The 19,112-nt window shown below is 58.3% G+C and carries 20 protein-coding genes; 16 read left to right on the top strand and 4 right to left on the bottom strand.

What is annotated here, in order from left to right; translation table 11 throughout:
- The first annotated feature begins 31 nt into the window (after positions 1 to 31).
- On the top strand, positions 32 to 1,222 hold the full coding sequence (locus tag ACS603_RS02865; RefSeq protein ID WP_315686015.1) for an MFS transporter: 1,191 nt from the start codon (positions 32 to 34) through the stop codon (positions 1,220 to 1,222).
- Positions 1,223 to 1,359: 137 nt separating this feature from the next.
- On the opposite strand, the gene gap is transcribed toward ACS603_RS02865, so the two are convergent.
- The 4 genes from gap to hpaX all read right to left on the bottom strand — a co-directional run bounded on the left by gap (position 1,360) and on the right by hpaX (position 6,205).
- Entirely contained in the window at positions 1,360 to 2,370 is a 1,011-nt protein-coding gene (gene gap, locus ACS603_RS02860; protein WP_182061435.1) for a type I glyceraldehyde-3-phosphate dehydrogenase, read from the bottom strand.
- Positions 2,371 to 2,448: 78 nt separating this feature from the next.
- Positions 2,449 to 3,429, bottom strand: coding sequence for a GlxA family transcriptional regulator (locus ACS603_RS02855; protein ID WP_446493381.1), 981 nt, complete (start codon positions 3,427 to 3,429; stop codon positions 2,449 to 2,451).
- Positions 3,430 to 3,481: 52 nt separating this feature from the next.
- Entirely contained in the window at positions 3,482 to 4,678 is a 1,197-nt protein-coding gene (locus ACS603_RS02850; RefSeq protein ID WP_474943727.1) for a DUF2235 domain-containing protein, read from the bottom strand.
- A gap of 138 nt (positions 4,679 to 4,816) precedes the next feature.
- Positions 4,817 to 6,205 (bottom strand): 4-hydroxyphenylacetate permease, encoded by a 1,389-nt coding sequence (gene hpaX / locus ACS603_RS02845; RefSeq protein WP_315686011.1) that lies wholly within the window; start codon positions 6,203 to 6,205, stop codon positions 4,817 to 4,819.
- A gap of 265 nt (positions 6,206 to 6,470) precedes the next feature.
- On the opposite strand from hpaX, the gene ACS603_RS02840 reads away from it, so the two are divergent.
- The 15 genes from ACS603_RS02840 to ACS603_RS02770 all read left to right on the top strand — a co-directional run bounded on the left by ACS603_RS02840 (position 6,471) and on the right by ACS603_RS02770 (position 19,112).
- The gene (locus ACS603_RS02840) at positions 6,471 to 6,944 is read left to right on the top strand and encodes a MarR family winged helix-turn-helix transcriptional regulator (RefSeq protein WP_014070613.1); all 474 of its coding nucleotides are present in this window, start codon (positions 6,471 to 6,473) and stop codon (positions 6,942 to 6,944) included.
- A gap of 333 nt (positions 6,945 to 7,277) precedes the next feature.
- Positions 7,278 to 8,402, top strand: a complete 1,125-nt coding sequence (locus ACS603_RS02835) for an amidase (RefSeq protein ID WP_474943726.1) — start codon at positions 7,278 to 7,280, stop codon at positions 8,400 to 8,402.
- 99 nt (positions 8,403 to 8,501) lie between these two features.
- Positions 8,502 to 9,629, top strand: a complete 1,128-nt coding sequence (locus ACS603_RS02830) for an acyl-CoA dehydrogenase family protein (protein ID WP_474943725.1) — start codon at positions 8,502 to 8,504, stop codon at positions 9,627 to 9,629.
- 22 nt (positions 9,630 to 9,651) lie between these two features.
- Positions 9,652 to 10,011 carry an IacB protein gene (locus ACS603_RS02825; protein ID WP_166715748.1) on the top strand — a complete coding sequence of 120 codons (360 nt, stop codon included), beginning with the start codon at positions 9,652 to 9,654 and terminating at the stop codon, positions 10,009 to 10,011.
- A gap of 11 nt (positions 10,012 to 10,022) precedes the next feature.
- Positions 10,023 to 10,535 carry a nuclear transport factor 2 family protein gene (locus ACS603_RS02820; RefSeq protein WP_315686006.1) on the top strand — a complete coding sequence of 171 codons (513 nt, stop codon included), beginning with the start codon at positions 10,023 to 10,025 and terminating at the stop codon, positions 10,533 to 10,535.
- A 19-nt stretch (positions 10,536 to 10,554) separates the two neighbouring features.
- Positions 10,555 to 11,868: an aromatic ring-hydroxylating oxygenase subunit alpha gene (locus tag ACS603_RS02815; RefSeq protein WP_474943724.1), complete on the top strand. Its 1,314-nt coding sequence runs from the start codon at positions 10,555 to 10,557 to the stop codon at positions 11,866 to 11,868.
- Positions 11,868 to 12,347 (top strand): aromatic-ring-hydroxylating dioxygenase subunit beta, encoded by a 480-nt coding sequence (locus ACS603_RS02810; protein ID WP_315688708.1) that lies wholly within the window; start codon positions 11,868 to 11,870, stop codon positions 12,345 to 12,347. Before ACS603_RS02815 ends, ACS603_RS02810 begins: the two co-directional genes overlap by 1 nt.
- Before the next feature lie 10 nt (positions 12,348 to 12,357).
- The gene (locus ACS603_RS02805) at positions 12,358 to 13,092 is read left to right on the top strand and encodes an SDR family NAD(P)-dependent oxidoreductase (RefSeq protein ID WP_474943723.1); all 735 of its coding nucleotides are present in this window, start codon (positions 12,358 to 12,360) and stop codon (positions 13,090 to 13,092) included.
- A gap of 9 nt (positions 13,093 to 13,101) precedes the next feature.
- Positions 13,102 to 14,034, top strand: coding sequence for a PDR/VanB family oxidoreductase (locus tag ACS603_RS02800; RefSeq protein ID WP_474943722.1), 933 nt, complete (start codon positions 13,102 to 13,104; stop codon positions 14,032 to 14,034).
- 10 nt (positions 14,035 to 14,044) lie between these two features.
- Positions 14,045 to 14,539, top strand: coding sequence for a flavin reductase (locus ACS603_RS02795; RefSeq protein WP_166715737.1), 495 nt, complete (start codon positions 14,045 to 14,047; stop codon positions 14,537 to 14,539).
- A 29-nt stretch (positions 14,540 to 14,568) separates the two neighbouring features.
- Entirely contained in the window at positions 14,569 to 15,882 is a 1,314-nt protein-coding gene (locus tag ACS603_RS02790; RefSeq protein ID WP_474943721.1) for an MFS transporter, read from the top strand.
- The gene (locus ACS603_RS02785) at positions 15,879 to 16,562 is read left to right on the top strand and encodes a 3-oxoacid CoA-transferase subunit A (protein ID WP_474943720.1); all 684 of its coding nucleotides are present in this window, start codon (positions 15,879 to 15,881) and stop codon (positions 16,560 to 16,562) included. Before ACS603_RS02790 ends, ACS603_RS02785 begins: the two co-directional genes overlap by 4 nt.
- Entirely contained in the window at positions 16,559 to 17,221 is a 663-nt protein-coding gene (locus ACS603_RS02780; RefSeq protein ID WP_474943719.1) for a 3-oxoacid CoA-transferase subunit B, read from the top strand. Before ACS603_RS02785 ends, ACS603_RS02780 begins: the two co-directional genes overlap by 4 nt.
- 12 nt (positions 17,222 to 17,233) lie before the next feature.
- Positions 17,234 to 18,013: a 3-oxoadipate enol-lactonase gene (gene pcaD, locus ACS603_RS02775; protein ID WP_474943718.1), complete on the top strand. Its 780-nt coding sequence runs from the start codon at positions 17,234 to 17,236 to the stop codon at positions 18,011 to 18,013.
- The gene (locus tag ACS603_RS02770; RefSeq protein ID WP_474943717.1) at positions 17,997 to 19,112 is read left to right on the top strand and encodes a muconate cycloisomerase family protein; all 1,116 of its coding nucleotides are present in this window, start codon (positions 17,997 to 17,999) and stop codon (positions 19,110 to 19,112) included. The genes pcaD and ACS603_RS02770 overlap by 17 nt, the downstream gene beginning before the upstream one ends.

Genomic DNA, 19,112 nt, shown 5'->3' with positions numbered 1-19,112 from the left:
TTGTCACATTTTTCTAACGGGAGAACAACAGATGAATTCATGTGTCGCGGCGAGAGAGGCCATTGCACCCGCAAAGCCCGCCTGGCGAGCTGTCTATTCACTGGGTCTGGGGGTCTTTGGCCTGATAACGGCAGAGTTTTTACCCGCCAGTTTACTGACGCCGATGGCGGCCAGTCTTGGCGTAAGCGAAGGGATGGCCGGGCAAGCCGTTACCGCAACGGCGTTGGTGGCACTGGTGACCGGGCTGCTGATTACCTCGGCCACCAAAAGTATCGACAGGCGCTGGGTACTGATGTTTTTCTCAGTGCTGCAAATCATTTCCAGCCTGCTGGTCGCTTTTGCGCCAACTCTGCACGTGTTGCTGCTCGGGCGTCTGCTGCTGGGCGTTGCCATCGGCGGTTTCTGGGCAATGTCTACCGCCACGGCGATGCGTCTGGTGCCTGCCGATAAAGTGCCGAAAGCGCTGGCGGTGATTTTCTCCAGCGTGTCGATTGCCACGGTGGTTGCCGCACCGCTGGGTAGCTATCTCGGCAGCCTTATTGGCTGGCGTAACGTTTTTATCCTCTGCATTCTGCCAAGTATCCTGGCGCTGCTCTGGCAGCTGTGGGTTCTGCCCTCTATGAAGCCGGAAAGCAGCGGTAGCCTGGGGACGCTGTTCCGCGTGCTGCGCCGTCCTGGCATGATTGGCGGGATGCTGGCGACTATCCTGATTTTCAGCGGTCACTTTGCCTTCTTCACCTATCTGCGTCCGTTCCTTGAAACGGTAGGACAGGTAAGCGTTGAGAGCATTTCGCTGATCCTGCTGGGCTTTGGCGTGGCGAACTTTATCGGTACGTCGATTGCCGGGCATCTGCTGGCACGAAATCTGCGCCTGACACTGGCATTGGTCCCGTTCGCGATGGGGATCCTGGCGCTGATGATGGTGGCGTTCGGGCACCTGGCGATGCTGGATGGCTTACTGGTGGCGCTCTGGGGCTTTGCGTTTGGGCTGGTGCCGGTAGGCTGGTCTACATGGCTTGCCACCACCGTACCGGATGAAGCAGAAAGTGCAGGGGGGTTGCTGGTGGCATCCATCCAGCTGGCTATCAGTGCAGGTGCGGCCGGCGGCGGCGCGGTATTTGATCTTAATGGGGCCAGTGGCGTATTTGCCGGAAGTGGCCTGCTGCTGGTAACAGCAATGGTGATTGTGTTTATGGGCGTGAGGGTGAAGGCGGAAGAGTAACGCGTCAGCCATTGTAGGCCCAGTAAGCGTAGCGCCACTGGGCTTGCTGGTACGTTCACGCGTATTGTGGTGACAGTGAGGCAAGGAACATAAAGCGAACGGTGGCCCTATGTTCCTTAACCTCAATCACCTGTCACTCACAACCCTTTCTTATCCATCAGCACTGCCAGGTCCACCAGGCGATTCGAGAATCCCCATTCGTTGTCATACCACGCGAGGATCTTGACCATATTGCCGCCAATCACCAGCGTGGAAAGGCCATCAATAATGGAGGAGCGTGGGTCGCCCTGATAATCACTTGATACCAGCGGCTCATCGCTATAACCCAGGATCCCTTTTAGCGGACCGCTGGCAGCGGCTTCGCGGAAGGCGGCGTTAACCTCTTCAGCGGTCACGTTGCGACTCAGCGTTACCGTTAAATCCACAATCGACACTACCGGAACCGGTACACGGAGTGAATACCCCGTCAGTTTGCCATCCAGCTCGGGAATGACCTTGCCAAGCGCTTTTGCCGCACCGCTGGAGTAAGGCACAATCGACAGAGCCGCAGCTCGCGCGCCGCGCAGATCTTTTTCCGGCTGGTCGTGCAGCACCTGGCTGTTGGTGTACGCGTGGGTGGTATTCATCAGCCCGTGTTCGATACCAAATGTCTGATGCAGTACCTGTGCCGCCGGTGCCAGCCCGTTGGTGGTGCAACTCCCGTTACTGACGACAAAATGCTGAGCCGGGTCGTAATTCCCGTGATTAACGCCCATCACCACCGTCAGGTCATCGTTCTTGCCCGGGGCAGAGATGATGACGCGTTTCGCGCCGCCGCTGGTGATATGAACCGCCGCTTTTTCGCGCTCGGTGAAAAATCCGGTCGCTTCGATAACCACGTCTACGCCCACATCACGCCAGCGAATGTTTGCCGGATCACGTTCGCTAAACACCCTGATGCGCTGGCCATCGACCTGCAATGCGCCGTCTGCCGCTTCAACGGATACCGGTAACGTACCGAGCAAGGAATCGTATTTCAGTAGATGGGCGAGGGTTTTGCTGTCCGTCAGATCGTTAATTGCCGCAATCTGAATATCCGGGTTACCCAGTGCAGCGCGTAAGAAATTACGTCCGATCCTGCCGAAGCCATTAATACCGACCTTAACCATGATTAACTCCTTATCTGTGTTGTCTGGAGTCAATGTAGGCTTTAGGTGAAATGGCGTAAATGACAAAAAAGGATCACATTACGCCATCTTGCGACAGTGAAAACGCTGGCGATATTCCCCCGGGGTGAGGTGAAGCTGTTTTTCAAACACCCGACGCAGATTAATGCTGCTGCCAAAACCACTTTTTTCGGCAATGCGATCCAGGGTTTCCGCTGTCTGTTCCAGGAGTTGTCGTGCCGCCGCCAGCCGTGCCTCGGTGACATACCGCGCCGGGGAGGCTCCGGTTTCACGGGTGAATACGCGGGTAAAGTTACGCGGGCTCATGGCGACTTTTTCTGCCAGGTTTTCAACGCACAGGTCGGCAGTGAGGTTTTGCAGGATCCAGCGTTGCAGGTCATTTATCGGCCCGGAAGCGCCAGGCTGATGCAGGTTATAGCGGCTGAACTGAAGCTGCCCGCCGGGGCGGCGCAGGTACATCACCATGTCCTGTGCAACGTCACGGGCAAGGCTAAATCCATAATCATCTTCAACCAGCGCCAGCGTCAGGTCAAAGCCGGAACTAACGCCGCCGGATGTCCATATCGGACCATCCTGAATGTACAGCGGCCCACCTTCAACATTGATTTTAGGGTAGGTGGTCTGCATGGTTTCCAGCAGTCGCCAGTGGGTCGTTGCCCGTCGGCCATCAAGCAAACCGGTCTGCGCCAGCAGCATGGCGCCGCCGCAAATTGATGCCACACGGCGCGCGTGCGGCGCTGCCAGGTGCAGCCAGTCGACCACCGCAGTGCTCTCCAGTTCGTTCATCCCGCGTCCGGTAATGATGATGGTGTCGAGCGGCTCGCGGGGATCAAGCTCTGGCAGGCGGTAGTCCGCCAGCAGGTTTAACCCGGACTGGCCGTGGATCACCTGGTGAGGCTGAGTGGTGGCGATAATAATGCGATAGCAGGGATGTTGCGGGCCTTCCGGGTGCAGCCGGTTGGCCTGCATCAGAATGTCGGCGATACCGGCGGCTTCAAATAACATGCCGCCATCCGGGACGATAATCAGGATCTTCTTCATGTCCTGAAAAGTACCTTTATCGCAAAATAAGTCAAGAGGTGGCAGTGCTTAATCAGGGATGGGTAACAATCCCGTTCAGCGGTTGCCAGCTGGCATTCACATAAGGCTGTATCGACGCCGGGCGATACAGCTGCGCCCCCCACATCCCGGTGTTGTCCTGCACGGGAAGCGGAGTCGGCCAGGCCATTCTCGATACTGCAGAGCTGTGGATAGCAAGGTCCGGGCTGTCGGGACGTCGGAGCTGCCGGACGCCCAGCTTGTAAGGTATCTGGTACCACTCGCAATGGATAGGCCCTTTGAAATCCACGTTAACCTGCACAGGATCCAGATGCACGCCAAGCTGACCCAGCTCGGTGCGGATCCACAGATAAGCGCCGTTCGATAATCCGGTTCCATTATTGGTGCTGCTGTAACCGCCACCGACATCTGCGTGGATCCCCGGAAAATAGATCTGCACGATATTGTCGCGTTTGTCCCAGAAGGTGGGGGTAAAATCCAGACGCATTTCATCAATGGCAATGGCCTGTCGGCCATATTTGACGTGCTCCCCAAGCGCGGTGCTGGCAAATTTAAAGGCATCGATACGGGCGTCTTTAATATATTCAGGAATACCCAATGAGCCCACGGTTTCCCAGACGGTAACGGCTTTAATCGGCACAAAATAGATAATCTTGTTCGGATCAACCTGCTCATGCAAAAACATCGGGGCATCGCGGATAATTCGGTCTAACAGCGAACCGTCAACGTTGGTTTTTTGCCGGTACTGCCGCCATACCGCGGTTCCCAGACGGTAGGCTTCCTCTTTGTCAGTGAGGTCGATTTTGTTTTTATCCAGCAGCCCGCATTCGCCAATCATCCCTGCCAGAGCGCGTGCCGTGTAGGCTCCCCGGCTAAACCCGATAAGAAAGATATCATCATCTCTGTCGTAATTACGGCAGATGAAGGTATATCCACGCACGATGCGTTCAATGATCCCCGCACCAAACACCCCGCCCAGCATTTTATCGAGCCAGTTATTTGAATCCCCCACGCCATGAATGTACTTACTGACCTGCAAAACCACTCCCGATTTATTTCTCAGCGTTTTTTCCTGCTCATTGCGCACAAACATATCGGGAGTATCGGCGGTGCCATCCAGCTCATTAAATAGCCGCAAAACATTTGTGTAATCGGGGATATCGTCCTTGTTATCGTCGTTATTCGGTCCATTCCACGTACCATCTGCACAAAAAATAATGTTTTTACTCATGATGTTTTTTCTCACATAACGGGAACGGGAACACCACCCAATTTTCGGCGTGGTTAACAGGGTTAACCCTCATGAGTATTGATGATCTTTGCGATTAAAACCCGAAACGATACATACCGTTTCGGGTCCGGGACTTGCTTAATGCGCGGGTTGCGCCGCGTTTTTTGCCATTGGGATCGCGGCGATAATCACCGCACCCAGCACCAGGAATCCGGCCACCATAAAGATCCCGGCATTGAAGTTCCCCGTGGTGTCTTTCATCAGGCCCATCAGCAGCGGGCCAAGCGCGGCGCCAGTCATCCCGGTGGCGTTGATCACCGCAATGCCCACCGCGCGGGCGCGCACGGAGATAAACCGGTCAGGTGTCGTCCAGAAAATCACCATTGCAGCAAAGGCGCCAGCAGAGGCCATCACAATCCCGGTGAACTGGAACAGCGGCGTGGTGCTGGTGGCGGTTAACATCCAGCCTGCGGCTGCAAACAGATAGGGGAGCAGGGTGTGAATTTTACGTTCGTTCAGCCTGTCCGAACGCTTACTCCACCAGACCATCGCGATGATGGTACACACCTGGGGAATGGCGCTCAGAATGCCGATGGTCACGTTGCTGCTGGTTTCGTTAATACTGCGCAAAATCAGCGGCGTCCAGACGCTCAGCGCGCTAAGGGTATTGGTCAGGCAGAAGTAAGCCACGGTGTAGAGGATAATGACCGGGGTAAAGAGTTCGCGCGCCAGACTGCGCTGCGCCACAGGCGCGGTATTTGCCGCGAGCTGAGTCTTTCGCACCGCCACTTTGTCCGCCTCCAGCATCTCGTTCAGGCAGGCTTTGTCATCATCCGTTAACCATTTGGCTTTTGCCGGGCTATCGTCCAGCCAGAACCAGACCACCAGGCCCAGCAGCACGGACGGGAACCCTTCCAGCAGGAACAGCCACTGCCAGCCTTTCAGGTTCAGCAGGCCGTCCATATTCAAAATATACCCGGATGCCAGCGAACCCAGCGCCATGGTCACCGGCATCGCAATCATAAACAGCGCGTTGGCGCGGGCACGATAGTGCGCCGGAAACCAGTAGGTTAAATAGAGCAGCAAACCGGGCAGAAAACCGGCTTCGGCAATCCCTACCAGCATTCGCAGCACGTAGAGGCTGTTTGGCCCGGTGGCGAACATGGTGGCGGTAGAAGCAATCCCCCAGATAACCATCAGGATAGCAATCCAGCGGCGCGCGCCGACAATACTCAGCATCACGTTACTGGGGATCCCGCAAATAACATACATCACATAAAACAGGGTGGTGGCCAGGCCAAACATGGTGCTGGTGAGCCCCAGATCTTTGCCCATCGTTAACCCGGCAAAGCCAATGTTGATGCGGTCGAGGTAGGAAAAGACGAACAGAATAAATAAAAAAACAATTAAACGGCGGAACAGCTTTTTGATAACGGCTTGCTGGCGGGGATCCAGCGTGGTATCTCCCGCGGCAGGCGGGGCCAGCGTTCCGTTCTGAGTCTGTTCTACAGAGGCATTATCGTTCATGAAAGCTCCACATTGCGTTTTTTAGTATGAGTGTGCAGGTCGGGTAACGTATAGAAAATCGCCATATGAAGCGTCAAATTAATGTTCAAAAAATGATACGTATTTGTTAATTACATAGCATTTGTGAATCATAATGAGACAGGGATCGCACCCTGAACTCCCCGGAGCGTCGCCAGGGGTTTTACAGGCTGCGATGGTGCTATAGCCGTCACAGATTCGCAGAGTATAATCGCGTTATCTGCCGCTTTTTTTGGTAAGGAAACGCATGAGTAATATAAAAAAAACAGCCGAAGAACAGGCCACCGATCCTGCCTTCCATCGAGAAGAATTTCCCTTCTACTGGATTGTTAATGTCTATGCGCGCTACACACAAATCATGGAAATTACACTGAAAAAAGCGCAGCTGGATGTCTCTGGCTTCCGGGTGTTGATGGTGACGCACCAGTACGGTAAAGCGAGCATTTCACAAATTTCCGAATACGCGATGGCAAAAATGCCGACGGTGACCAAAATCGTCGGGCGGCTGCGGGAGGATGGCCTGGTGACCACCGCCAGTAGCGAAAATGACGCCCGGGTAACGGAAGTGATGCTCACCGACGCCGGGCGGCAAAAAGTGGAAGAAGCCATGGCCCAGGCGGGAAAAGTGTTCGAGAAAGGCTTCAAAGGAATGACCCGAAATCAGGTTGCCAAAATGAACCTCTCCCTGGCAAAAGTGCTCGATAACCTTAACGAGCTATAAGCCAAAAAAACCGAATGACAAATTTGTGACCTGCGTTGAAAATCGATTTAACTCGTTGTAAATAATCACCTTTTATTCAACCACTGTTGCAAGTGATTGCAACAGTGGTTCTCGCCGCTTTCGTCTTTTTTGCTTTATTTTTCATCACTATGAGTGATTGGCCCTGCACATATTATGGTTAATAAAATGTTGCAGTCACGTAAAATTAACGTGAAACATTACTTGAATTTTCATCTAATTCTTCCATGATTGACCTAACGTTAGTCAGGACAAAAAGACAGCAATGACTGTCAGCCTGAATGTGATTCAACATTTCTGGTCAAGGTGTCAATCATGAAGCAAGTTTCAGAGAGCAATGGTTATACTGAGCAGTTCATCCTCGGCGAAGGCGATCTGCGCTTCGCCGTCAAAGACACGCTGGATATCGCCGGATACCGCACTCAGGCGGGTTGCCCGGCGCTGGCAACGTCGCCTGCCGCGCACAGCCATGCAAGCGTAGTGTCGCAATTACTGGAAAACCGTTGCGTACTGACGGGCAAAACCACGCTGCATGAACTGGCCTTCGGGGTAACGGGGATCAACCCGCGCTGTGGTACGCCGGTTAACCCGCGTTTCCCGGCGCTGATCCCGGGTGGCTCATCCAGCGGCTCGGCGGCGGTCGTTGCCTCCGGCGAGGTGGATTTTTCACTCGGCACCGATACCGGCGGCTCCGTGCGGATGCCGGCGGCCTGCTGCGGCGTGATGGGCCTTAAGCCTGGCTATGGCGTGTTAAGCCGTCAGGGCGTTATGCCTGCCGAAAGCTCTCTCGATTGCGTGGGTGTCTTTACCCGTAATGCCGCAGTGCTGCGCCAGGTGATGACGCGCCTGTCGATGCCTGTTGACGCCCCGCTGAATTCCTTGCCGCCGGTAGCGTATGTGCTGGCGGCGGAGCCCGATATCGACGCCTTAATCCTGAACTCACTCTCACAGACCGGGGTTTCTGTGCAGGAAACCACGCTGCCACTGCTGGAAGAGGCGCACCGCGCAGGGTTAACGCTTATCAGCCATGAAAACTGGCTGGCATTAGGCCCGCTACTGGCAAGCGATGACGTATCACCGGACGTGGCGTCCCGTATCCGCGCCGGAGCAGACGTCAGCCGCGAAGCGCTGGAGCAGGCAGAAAAGATCCGCGTGGCCTTTAGCCAACACCTTGATGCCGTACTCGAACAGACGCCGCTGCTGGCGCTGGCCACGCTGCCAGAGCTGCCGCCCACGTTACAGGAAGCACAAGATCCACTCGCTGTCGTCAACCTGACGCGACTGGTACGCCCGTTCAATCTGAGCGGTCATCCCGCACTCACGTTGCCGGTGGGGGAGATCGACGGCCGCCCTGTGGCTCTGCAACTGGTCGCCCGCAAAGGGCATGATGGCCTGCTGGTGCAGGCCGCCGAATGGCTCACGGCGCGACGACGCCACTAGCCACCCCCTGTTTTCATTTTCCTGATTTCTCAGTGAGTACGACTCATTGCGGCCCCGTTCGCCCTCGCGACAGCCGCGGATAACTATTCGGAGGTCGCTATGTCTGCTGTACAGGTTCGTGAAGAGCTGGTTTCGCTGCTGAGTGATGTTGCCGCACGCAGCCCTGATTTTGAGCACCAGCGCCATATTTCTGACGATGTGATCGCCCGTTTCAGAGAGGTGGGCGTATACCGCGCACTGGTGCCGAAAATGTACGGCGGTGATGAATGCTCTCCGGCGCAATTTTGCGAGCTGATAGAACAAATCTCTACCGCCGATGGCTCTGCCGGATGGGTGGCAAGCTTTGGCATGAGCCCGTTTTACCTGGGCGCACTGCCGCCGGATACCCTGAAAGAGCTGTATCGCGATGGGCCGGACGTGGTCTTTGCGGGCGGCATTTTCCCTACCCAAAAAGCCACCCAGGCCGATGGTGGTTATCGGGTGAGCGGTCGCTGGAGCTTTGCCAGCGGCAGCATGGGGGCCACGGTGCTGGGCGTGGGCATTTTGCCGGAAGGCGATCAGGCACTGCCGCGCATGGCGGTACTTCCCCGTGAGCGCGTACAGATTGATCCCGTCTGGGACACCGTCGGGCTGGCCGGTACCGGAAGTCATGACCTGGTGGTAAACGATGCTTTTGTTCCTCAGGAATGGACCTTTATTCGCGGTGGCGCACTGAACCTTGAAGGGCCGCTGTACCGCTATCCGGTGCTTTCCCTGGCGACCCAGGTGCTGTCGGTGGTGGCGCTCGGCGTGGCGCGTGCCGCACTCAACGAGATCTACGCCATCGCTCATCGCCAGCAGTCCGTCACCGGCGCGCCGCGTCTGGCCGACCGGCCGCAGGCGCAGATGCAAATTGCCCGCTGCGAGGCGGAACTGCGCTCAGCGCGCGCCTGGTTTTACGACGCCATCGACGACGTGTGGCAGCGACTGCTGGCGGGCGATGACGCCAGCTGCGAACAAATTAACGCGCTACGTCTTTCCTCAACGCACGTGACCCGCGTGGCCGCCGATGTGGCGCGTCAGGCGCTGGCGCTCAACGGGATGAGCGGCATCACCATGCGTAGCCCGCTGCAACGCTACGTGCGCGACACGATGGTTATTACCCAACACGCCTTTATGGGCGACCTCTCGTACCTCAATGCCGGGACGGTCTTTTTCGGCGGCAAACCGCTGCCGGGTTACCTGTGATTTTTAACGAAAGGAGCAACACATGAGCCAGTCAACCACCTTACGCGTGCTGTTTTGTATTGGGGTGAATCAGAACTTTTTTGACGCCAGCGCGACCGAGGCAAAACAGGTCTGGGCCGCCTTTGGCGTGATGATGAAAGGCATCGACGAGACGCCGGGGATCCGCGTGATCGGCAACATGGATGACGACCAACTGATGGTCGGGCCATCGACCACCGCCCCCTGGACCACCTACGTGCTGGCGGATGCCGAGCGCCTGGAAAACGTGGCTGCCGTCTGCAACCTGTTCCGCACCACGCCGGTAGGCGACAGCGGCAGCAAGCTGTGGAAGTACTGCAAAATCGAAGCCCGCGTGGGCCGTGAACTGATTATCCAGAACTAACGGAGCCCGCGATGAACGCCCAGGATGCGCTGCGTTTACAGCAGCTTGAAGACAGCCAGGCCGCCCGTGTCTGCATTAGCGACTACATGCGCCTGTGCGACAGCCTCGACAGCCCCGAAACCGTGCAGGCCATTGGCGCCTTGTTTACTGCCGATGCCTGCTGGGAGGGCATCGGTGAACCTTATGCCACGCGTCTGGGACGCCATCTGGGGCGCGAGGCCATCGTCACCATGATGGCGGGTTACGTGCGTCAGCCTGCGCACTTCGCCATGAACGCCCATTTTTTGTGCTCAGAGGCGATATGGCATGAGCCGGACGGGCAGTTGAAGGGCCGCTGGCTGATGCTGCAAACCTCGGCGTTCAGTGCCGGTGGAGCGCACCTGAATGCGGCGGAAATCCGCGTCACTTTTGTGCGCGATGCGTACGCCATGGCGATGGCCCATTTCACGACCCGCAATCTGTTCAGCAGGCCGGTTGACCACTGGCACGCGGCGGATGTGCTTCCCGTACCGGATAAAAAATAAGACTTGCAGGAGACTGGACATGCAATGCGATCACCTCATCAACGTGAAGAACATCGATACCACCACGCCAGCCACGCCGACTACGGCGGAGATTGCGGCACTGGTGCAGCACGACCGGGTACACACCTCGCTGTACACCTCGGAAGCGCTGTTCAGCCTGGAGCTGGACAGGATCTTCAGCAAAACCTGGGTGTGGGTCGCCCACGCCAGTGAAATCCCGGACACCGGCAGTTTTAAAACCACCGAGATCGGCACACAGCCGGTGATCGTGGTGCGCGATCGCAAAGGCACGGTTCACACCCTGCTGAACCGCTGCCGCCACCGCGCAGCGACCGTTTGCGAACACCGCAGCGGCAAAACCAACAGTTTTGTCTGCCCGTACCACGGCTGGGGCTATGCGCTGGACGGCAGCCTGCGCGGCGTGCCGCACCCGGAAAGCTACGCCGACCAGCTGGAAAAAGGCGAGCTGGGGCTGGTGTCGTTACGTACCGAACAATATGCCGGGATGATTTTCGCCACCTTTAACGACCAGATTGAGCCGCTGGAGGATTTCCTCGGCGTGGCGAAGAAGTGGATGGATCTGTTTATGAAACAGGGGGCAGGTTACCCGATCAAAACCGGCCCGGCACACCGTTTCCGCTTCCCGGGCAACTGGAAAATCCAGCTCGAAAACACCACTGACGGCTACCACTTCCCGGTGGTTCACCGTTCGTTTTTAAGCTCGGTCGATAAGCAAACAGAAGAGATGCTGAATTTTGTGGATGGCAGCGGCTACGTCGAAGACTTAGGCAACGGCCACAGCGTGATGGTGATGATCCCGGAGCTGGTGGATCTTGACGCTAACCTCGATGCGCCCATCCCGGAGCGCTTTAGAGAGCTGGCAGACGCTCTGCGCAAAGACCACGACGAAGAGAAGGTCCGGCGTATTGTGCGTGCGGTCGGCGGCTCCGGTTTTAACCTCAATATCTTCCCGAACATTGCCTGTTCGATGGCGTTCTTCCGCGTGCTTCAGCCGGTGTCCGTCAACGAAACCGAAATTCACCATGCGGTGATCACCATGGATGGCGGGCCGGAAATCGCCAACCAGGCGCGTCTGCGTCTGCACGAACACTTCCAGGGGCCGATGGGCTTTGGCACGCCGGATGACTCCGAAGCCTGGGAGCGCGTTCAGCGCGGGGCCACCTCGGGCAACGATCTCTGGATCATGCTCAACCGTGGGCTGGCAGGGGAATACCGCTCCGACGATGGCCTGCGCAGTGACGTGAGCGCTGAAACCGGGATGCGCGCCGCCTACCAGCAGTGGAAAAAGCTCATGACGGAGAACGCGCAATGATGACGCCTGATTCAGCACTCTTTACCGCCATGTCGGTAATCAATCTCGAAGGTGATTTGCTCGATCAGGGCGAATTCAACACCTGGCTTGAACTGTGGCAGCACGATGGCCTGTACGTGGTGCCAATTGATCCGGCCGAAACGGATTTCAAAAACACCCTCAACTACGCCTGTGATGACCACCACATGCGGGAAAAACGTGTGAAACGTCTTTACAGCGGGGAGTCGATCTCCACCACACCACGCGCCCGTACCTTGCGCACCCTGTCGCGCTTTCGCGTGCTGGGATCCGCCGAGGACAGCATTGTGGTGCGCGGGGCGCAGTCCCTGTGGGAGCACCGTAAAGGCCACAGCCGCCACTACGCGGCGGACATTACCTGGCACCTCCAGCAGCAGGATGGCCGCTGGCTTATTCAGCAAAAGGTGATCCGCCTGGTGAACAGCGACGATGTGCTGCACAGCATCGGCTACATCCTCTGAGGAGCTGACCATGACGCAAACCGTATTAGTGACTGGCGCTGCCGCCGGTCTGGGACAGGTTATCGCCGCCACACTGCTCGGGCAGGGCTATCAGGTGGTGCTGACCGACGTAGACGCCAGCCGCGCACAGCAGGCGGCAGATGAACTGGATAATGGTAAGGTGCTGGCGCTTGGGCTGGACATCCGCCAGCCGCAGGATTTTGCCCGCGCGCTTGATGCCACCCTCGACCACTTTGGCAGCCTGCAGGTGCTGGTAAACAACGCCGCGCTGACGCTTGCCACACCGGTGATGGAGATCAATGTCGACGAGTTCGACCGGGTTATCTCTACCAATCTGCGCGGCACGTTTATCGGGTGTCAGACGATGGGGCGCTATTTTGCCGGCCGGGGCTATGGCCGAATCATCAACCTGGCGTCCCTGGCCGGGCAAAACGGGGGCACGGCCTCCGGGGCACACTACGCCGCATCCAAGGGCGGCATTTTAACGCTGACCAAAGTCTTTGCCCGCGAGCTGAGCAAATCCGGCGTGACGGTAAATGCCATTGCACCGGGCCCGATGGATCTCCCCACCGTTCACGCGCTGGTCCCGGAAGAGAAGATGGCCGGGCTGCTGCAAATGATCCCGGTGGGCAAACTGGGCGAGGCGGAGTTTGTTGCCCAGGCCGTTGCGTTGCTGGCTTCACCCCAGGCGTCGTTTGTCACCGGGGCGACCTGGGACATCAACGGCGGCCTGTTTATGCGTTGAGGAGTGAACATGCTGACATTACAGGTTATCCGACGCGAGGTGCAGGGCGACGTGGTGTTGCTGACCCTGGCGCATTCTGAGGGCATCGCACTGCCGGCGTTTCGCGCGGGGGCTCATATCGACCTGCATCTCAGCGCCGACCTGGTCCGCCCGTATTCCCTTTGCGGCGATCCGCAGGACCGGCAGCACTATCAACTGGGCATCCTGAAAGAAGGGCGCTCAAAGGGCGGATCTCTTGCGGTACATGCCCTGCGTGAAGGCGACGCCATTGCGGTCAGCGAGCCGCGCAATCTGTTTGAGCTGGAAGACCGCGCGGCGCACACCCTGCTGATTGGCGGGGGAATTGGGGTCACGCCGATGCTGGCGATGGCTGCTGAACTGCACGCCGCCGGACGTTCTTTCGCACTGCACTACTGCGCCCGTTCGCGTGCGCAGGCGGCGTTTGTCCCACAGCTGGAACGTGCCCCTTACGCAGCACAGGTGCAACTGCACTTCAGCAACGAACAACGGCTGAACCTGGCTGCGGTGCTGACCGATGTGCCAGCGCAAACCCACGTGTATGTATGCGGCCCCACGCGGCTGATGGATGCCGTCAGTGAACAGGCGCAAACCCTGGGGTACTCGTCGGGCCAAATCCATCAGGAATGTTTCAGCGCTGAGGTGCAAACCGGCGGCTCGGCCTTTGATGTGGTAGCGGCCACCAGCGGTATCACCGTGAAGGTGCTGGAAAACCAGACCATTGTCGAAGCCCTGGCCCAGGCCGGGCTGAAGGTCAATGTCTCCTGCAAGCAGGGGATCTGCGGCAGTTGTTTAACCGACGTGCTGGAAGGGGATGTGGATCATCGTGACCACTATCTTACCGATGAAGAGAAAGCCGACGGCGATCAAATCCTGCTGTGCTGTTCCCGCGCGAAGTGCGGGCGTTTAGTTATCGATCTGTAAGGGGATACCCATGACTCTGCAAACTGAATTTCGTAATGCGATGGCACAGCTCGGCAGCGCGGTATCGGTGATCACCACCGACGGCCCGGCGGGAAAATTTGGCTTCACCGCCTCTGCCGTGTGTAGCGTGACCGATCAGCCACCAACCCTGCTGGTCTGTATGAACCGCAACTCTTATGCCCACGAACACTTTCGCCGCAACGGGGTGTTGTGCGTCAACGTGCTCTCCAGTAGCCATCAGGAGTTATCCGGCGTGTTTGCCAACGCGAGCCTGCGCTCAGACCAGCGTTTTCTGCATGACAGCTGGCAGGTGATGAGCAGCGGCGCGCCGGTGCTGAGCTCCTCAGTGGCCAGTTTCGACTGCCTGATAGCCGATTGTCATGAAGTTGGCAGCCACTCGGTTTTTTACTGCCAGGTGCAGGCCATTCGCATCAGCGAACAGCCGCGTGGGCTGGTCTATTTTAACCGCCGTTACCATGCCGTCGGGCATGACATTGAGGCTTAGCCTTTTTCCCGAATACAGGGGAGTGCGTAATGAGCAATGTCGTCACAGAAAACAACATCACAACCGGGGTGAACCAGGATGCGGGTCAGATGCGCAAGCTGGTGATCGCCTCGGTACTGGGGAATGCGCTCGAGTGGTATGACTTTTTCCTCTATGGCACCGCAGCGGCGCTGGTCTTTGGGCCGCTGTTCTTCCCGGTCGGCGGCGATCCTCTTCAGGGGACGCTGCTGGCGTTTTCCGGTTTTGCGGTCGGCTTTCTGGCGCGTCCGCTGGGTGGCATCGTCTTTGGGCACATGGGTGACCGCTACAGCCGCAAGATGACGCTAATCATGACCTTAACGCTGATGGGGGCGACCACGTTTGTGATTGGTCTGCTGCCGGTCTATAGCCAGGTTGGCATCTGGGCGCCGCTGACGCTGATTATTCTGCGCTTTTTGCAGGGCGTAGCCTCGGGTGGCGAGTGGGGCGGTGGCGTGCTGATGTTGAGCGAAAATGCACCGGCATCGCGCCGTGGGTTCTACACCGCGTGGAGCCAGATGGGCGTCTCGGGCGGGTTCGTGCTGTCGGCATTTGCCTTCTGGCTGGTTCAAAAACTCCCGGAGTCCGACTTTATGTCCTGGGGCTGGCGTGTACCGTTCCTGCTGAGCATTGTCATCTTTCTGGTCGGGGTTTACATCCGTAAAAACATCCGCGAAAGCAAGGCGTTTACCCAGGCGAAGCCGGAAGATAAACACGAAAAAATCCCCCTGCTGGTCCTGGTGCGTGAACACCCGAAAGCGCTGCTACAGGCCATCGCCCTGCGCCTGCCGGAAAACGGCGCGTCGTACATCTTTTTCACCTTCTCCGTGGTGTATGCCAGGCACATTGGCATCAGCACCGGGGACATCATCAGCGCCGTGACCCTGGCGATGCTGGTGGAGTTTTTCTCCATTCTGTTCTGGGGCGCGTTGTCGGATCGTATCGGCCTCAAACCGGTCTATTACATCGGCGTGATTGGCCTGCTGGTGATGGCCTTTCCGTTTTTCTGGCTGCTTTCAACCGGGAGCTACGGCGCGATCATGCTGGCCATGTTCCTCGGCCTGCCGTTTTGCCACGGAGCGATGATCGGCACACAGCCCTGCATCATGAGCGATCTCTTCCCGGTGCGGGTGCGCTACTCCGGGCTGGCGCTGGGGCATGAGGTGGGGTCGATTTTCTCCGGCGGATTAGGGCCGATGCTGGCGGTGGCGTTGCTTATCGAGTTCGACGCTGCCTGGCCGGTTTCCATTCTGCTGGTGGTCTACGCACTTCTGGCGTGGGTTGCGCTACGTAGCCTGCCGTCTCAACACGAGGAAAAACAATGATTGATAAAAGGATGTCGGACATCGACAGCGCGGTGGCGGACGTGTTCGATGGTGCGGTGGTGATGGTGGGCGGCTTTGGCCCGGCGGGGCAACCGTCGGCGCTGCTGGACGCGCTGATCCGCTGCAAACCCCGGGGGCTGACGCTCATCAGTAATAACGCAGGCAATGGCGACTACGGCCTGGCGGCGCTGCTGAAAGCCGGATGCGTGAAAAAGGTGATTTGCTCCTTCCCGCGCCAGGTGGACTCCTGGGTGTTCGACGACCTCTATCGTCGCGGGGAAGTGGAGCTGGAACTGGTGCCGCAGGGCAATCTCGCGGCGCGGATCCAGGCGGGTGGCTCGGGTCTGGGGGGCATCTTCACGCCAACCGGGTTCGGCACGGAGCTGGCGCAGGGCAAAGAGACTCGCCGTATCGACGGGAAAGATTATGTGTTTGAAACGCCCCTGAAAGCCGACTTTGCCCTGATCAAAGCGCTGAAGGCAGACCGCTGGGGCAATCTGGTGTACGACAAAACCGGGCGTAACTTCGGCCCGATTATGGCCACCGCGGCGGCCTGCACCATTGCGCAGGTGAGTGAAACCGTCGCGCTTGGCGAGCTTGATCCCGAAGCCGTGGTCACGCCGGGGATTTTTGTGCAGCGCGTGGTGCAGGTCTCGACGGCACTTAAGGAGTCTGCGTGAATAAATTAACCCATCAGCAGCTGGCGCAGCGTATTGCGCGCGATATCCCGGAAGGGGCGTATGTCAATCTCGGCATCGGGATGCCCACGCAAATTGCGAATTACCTTCCGCCAGACCGCGAAATTTTCCTGCACAGCGAAAACGGTATTCTCGGCATGGGGCCTGCGCCAGCACAGGGAGAGGAAGACCCCGAACTCATCAACGCCGGAAAACAGCCCGTCACGCTGCTGGCGGGCGGCTGTTATTTCCACCACGGCGACTCCTTCACCATGATGCGCGGTGGACATCTCGATATCTGCGTGCTGGGGGCGTATCAGGTGTCCGAACGTGGCGACCTGGCGAACTGGAGCACTGGTGAACCTTCCTCTATTCCTGCCGTGGGCGGGGCGATGGATCTGGCGATTGGTGCGAAAAAAGTGTTTGTGATGACCGAACACCTGACCAAAAACGGTGCCTGCAAAATCGTCAACGCCTGTACTTATCCGCTTACCGGGATGGCCTGTATTGACCGCATTTATACCGACATGGCGGTAATGGATATCACCGACAGCAGCGTGGTGGTCCGCGAGCTGTTCGGCGATATCACTGCCGACTATCTGCAATCTGTCACGCCCGTTGCACTGACGTTCGCGTTACAGACTGACGAAGCCACGGCGTAACGGAGGGTGGCGATGGATCTCGAATACCGACTGGATGGCGACAGCACGCTGCCGTTACTGGTGCTCTCGAACTCGCTGGGCACCACCTGGGAGATGTGGCAGGCGCAGCTGCCCGCCCTGACAGAGCATTTTCACGTGCTGCGTTACAACACGCGCGGGCACGGCCGTTCGCCGTTAGCGCAACATGACCTCAGCCTGGCCACGCTTGGGCAGGATGTTATTTCGCTGCTCAACCATCTTGGTGTGGAGCGCGCCTTTTTCTGCGGGATATCCCTGGGCGGCCTGACCGGGCTATGGCTCAACCGCCACGCGGCGGGGCGTTTTCATCGTCTGGTGGTGGCGAACACCGCCGCCAGAATCGGTGAAACAAGCGGGTGGTTGCAGCGCGCAAAGCTGGTGCGTGAGCAGGGTATGGCACCTGTGGCCGGCAGTGCTGCCGACCGCTGGTTTACGCCAGCATTTCGACAGGCTCATCCGGCGGTGGTGGAAAACCTGGTGACCGCCCTGGCCCACACGCCCACAGAGGGTTATGCCGCCTGTTGTGAAGCGCTGGCGCGCGCCGACCTGCGCGATGAGGTGCCAGCCATGCAGCGCCCGATGCTGGTGATTGCCGGAGAAGACGATCCGGTAACCACCACGCACGATGCCGAATGGCTGGTGGTGGAAGCCCCGCACGCGCACTACCTGGCGTTGCCTGCTTCGCATCTGTCTAACGTCGCCTGTGCCCAGGCATTCAGTCAGCACGTCATCTCTTTCTTAACTACCGGAGCAGAACATGAACATCACGATTGAATCCATCGCCTGCTGGCTGGTGGATATCCCGACTATTCGGCCACACAGGCTGTCGATGACCACGATGGGCTGCCAGACGCTCGCCATCGTGCGCATGACCTGTGCGCAGGGCGTGGTGGGCTGGGGCGAGGCCACCACCATCGGCGGCCTGAGTTACGGGGCCGAAAGCCCGGAGGCCATTAAATCGGCCATTGAAACCTACCTGGCACCGCTGCTGTGCGGCAAAAGTTTCAGCGGCCCGGCTGTGCTGGCCGAAACCATGAACGCCAGCGTGAAGGGCAACACCTTTGCGAAGTCCGCCCTCGAAACCGCGTTCCTTGATGCGCAGGGAAAAACACTTGGCGTGCCCGTCAGCACATTGCTGGGGGGCGCGCTGTGCGAACGGCTGCCGGTGCTCTGGACGCTGGCGAGTGGTGATACCGACAAAGACATCGAAGAGGGCAAACGCCTGCTGGCGGAAGGCCGACACAACGCCTTCAAACTCAAAATTGGCGCCCGCGAACTGGCAACAGATGTTCGCCACGCCCTGGCGATCAAGGCGGCGCTGGGGGATGAAGTCAGCATTCGGGTGGACGTTAACCAGGCCTGGGATCTCACCACCGCAATGAAAGGAATGCGCCAGTTGCAGGACGGGGGGATAGACCTCGTGGAGCAGCCCATTCCGCTGTGGGACACGCAGGGGTTAATCACCCTCAGCCAGCGCTTTGAGGTGCCGATTCTGGCAGATGAAGCGCTGGCGACTCGCCATGACGGTTACGCCCTGGCGCGTGGCGGCTTCACGGGCGCTTACGCGCTGAAAATTGCCAAAGCGGGCGGCCCGGTGCAGGCGCTGAAGCTGGCACAGGTGGCCCAGGCGGCGGGCGTGGCGCTCTATGGTGGCACCATGCTGGAAGGCTCGCTGGGAACCGTTGCCTCACTCCATGCCTGGTCAACGGTCAGGATGCAGTGGGGCACGGAGATGTTTGGCCCGCTGCTGCTGAAAGACGACATCGTGGTGCGCCCGCTCGATTTCAGCCAGGGGCAGGTGAGCGTACCGCAAGGCCCGGGCCTGGGTATTGAGATTGATGACGATAAATTGCGCCATTACGCGCGTCAGTAA

The organism is Enterobacter sp. Li2LvB3 (genome assembly GCF_056156645.1).
The sequence above is the reverse complement of the archived record's forward strand: the minus strand, read 5'-3'. Positions and strand labels throughout refer to the sequence as shown.

Coding starts and splice junctions, on each gene's coding strand:
- ACS603_RS02795 (WP_166715737.1), top strand. CDS start 14,045: ATGACTCTGCAAACTGAATTTCGTAATGCGATGGCACAGCTCGGCAGC.
- gap (WP_182061435.1), bottom strand. CDS start 2,370: ATGGTTAAGGTCGGTATTAATGGCTTCGGCAGGATCGGACGTAATTTC.
- ACS603_RS02865 (WP_315686015.1), top strand. CDS start 32: ATGAATTCATGTGTCGCGGCGAGAGAGGCCATTGCACCCGCAAAGCCC.
- ACS603_RS02820 (WP_315686006.1), top strand. CDS start 10,023: ATGAACGCCCAGGATGCGCTGCGTTTACAGCAGCTTGAAGACAGCCAG.
- ACS603_RS02815 (WP_474943724.1), top strand. CDS start 10,555: ATGCAATGCGATCACCTCATCAACGTGAAGAACATCGATACCACCACG.
- pcaD (WP_474943718.1), top strand. CDS start 17,234: ATGGATCTCGAATACCGACTGGATGGCGACAGCACGCTGCCGTTACTG.
- ACS603_RS02850 (WP_474943727.1), bottom strand. CDS start 4,678: ATGAGTAAAAACATTATTTTTTGTGCAGATGGTACGTGGAATGGACCG.
- ACS603_RS02810 (WP_315688708.1), top strand. CDS start 11,868: ATGACGCCTGATTCAGCACTCTTTACCGCCATGTCGGTAATCAATCTC.
- ACS603_RS02805 (WP_474943723.1), top strand. CDS start 12,358: ATGACGCAAACCGTATTAGTGACTGGCGCTGCCGCCGGTCTGGGACAG.
- ACS603_RS02835 (WP_474943726.1), top strand. CDS start 7,278: ATGAAGCAAGTTTCAGAGAGCAATGGTTATACTGAGCAGTTCATCCTC.
- ACS603_RS02785 (WP_474943720.1), top strand. CDS start 15,879: ATGATTGATAAAAGGATGTCGGACATCGACAGCGCGGTGGCGGACGTG.
- ACS603_RS02770 (WP_474943717.1), top strand. CDS start 17,997: ATGAACATCACGATTGAATCCATCGCCTGCTGGCTGGTGGATATCCCG.
- hpaX (WP_315686011.1), bottom strand. CDS start 6,205: ATGAACGATAATGCCTCTGTAGAACAGACTCAGAACGGAACGCTGGCC.
- ACS603_RS02840 (WP_014070613.1), top strand. CDS start 6,471: ATGAGTAATATAAAAAAAACAGCCGAAGAACAGGCCACCGATCCTGCC.
- ACS603_RS02855 (WP_446493381.1), bottom strand. CDS start 3,429: ATGAAGAAGATCCTGATTATCGTCCCGGATGGCGGCATGTTATTTGAA.
- ACS603_RS02830 (WP_474943725.1), top strand. CDS start 8,502: ATGTCTGCTGTACAGGTTCGTGAAGAGCTGGTTTCGCTGCTGAGTGAT.
- ACS603_RS02825 (WP_166715748.1), top strand. CDS start 9,652: ATGAGCCAGTCAACCACCTTACGCGTGCTGTTTTGTATTGGGGTGAAT.
- ACS603_RS02790 (WP_474943721.1), top strand. CDS start 14,569: ATGAGCAATGTCGTCACAGAAAACAACATCACAACCGGGGTGAACCAG.
- ACS603_RS02800 (WP_474943722.1), top strand. CDS start 13,102: ATGCTGACATTACAGGTTATCCGACGCGAGGTGCAGGGCGACGTGGTG.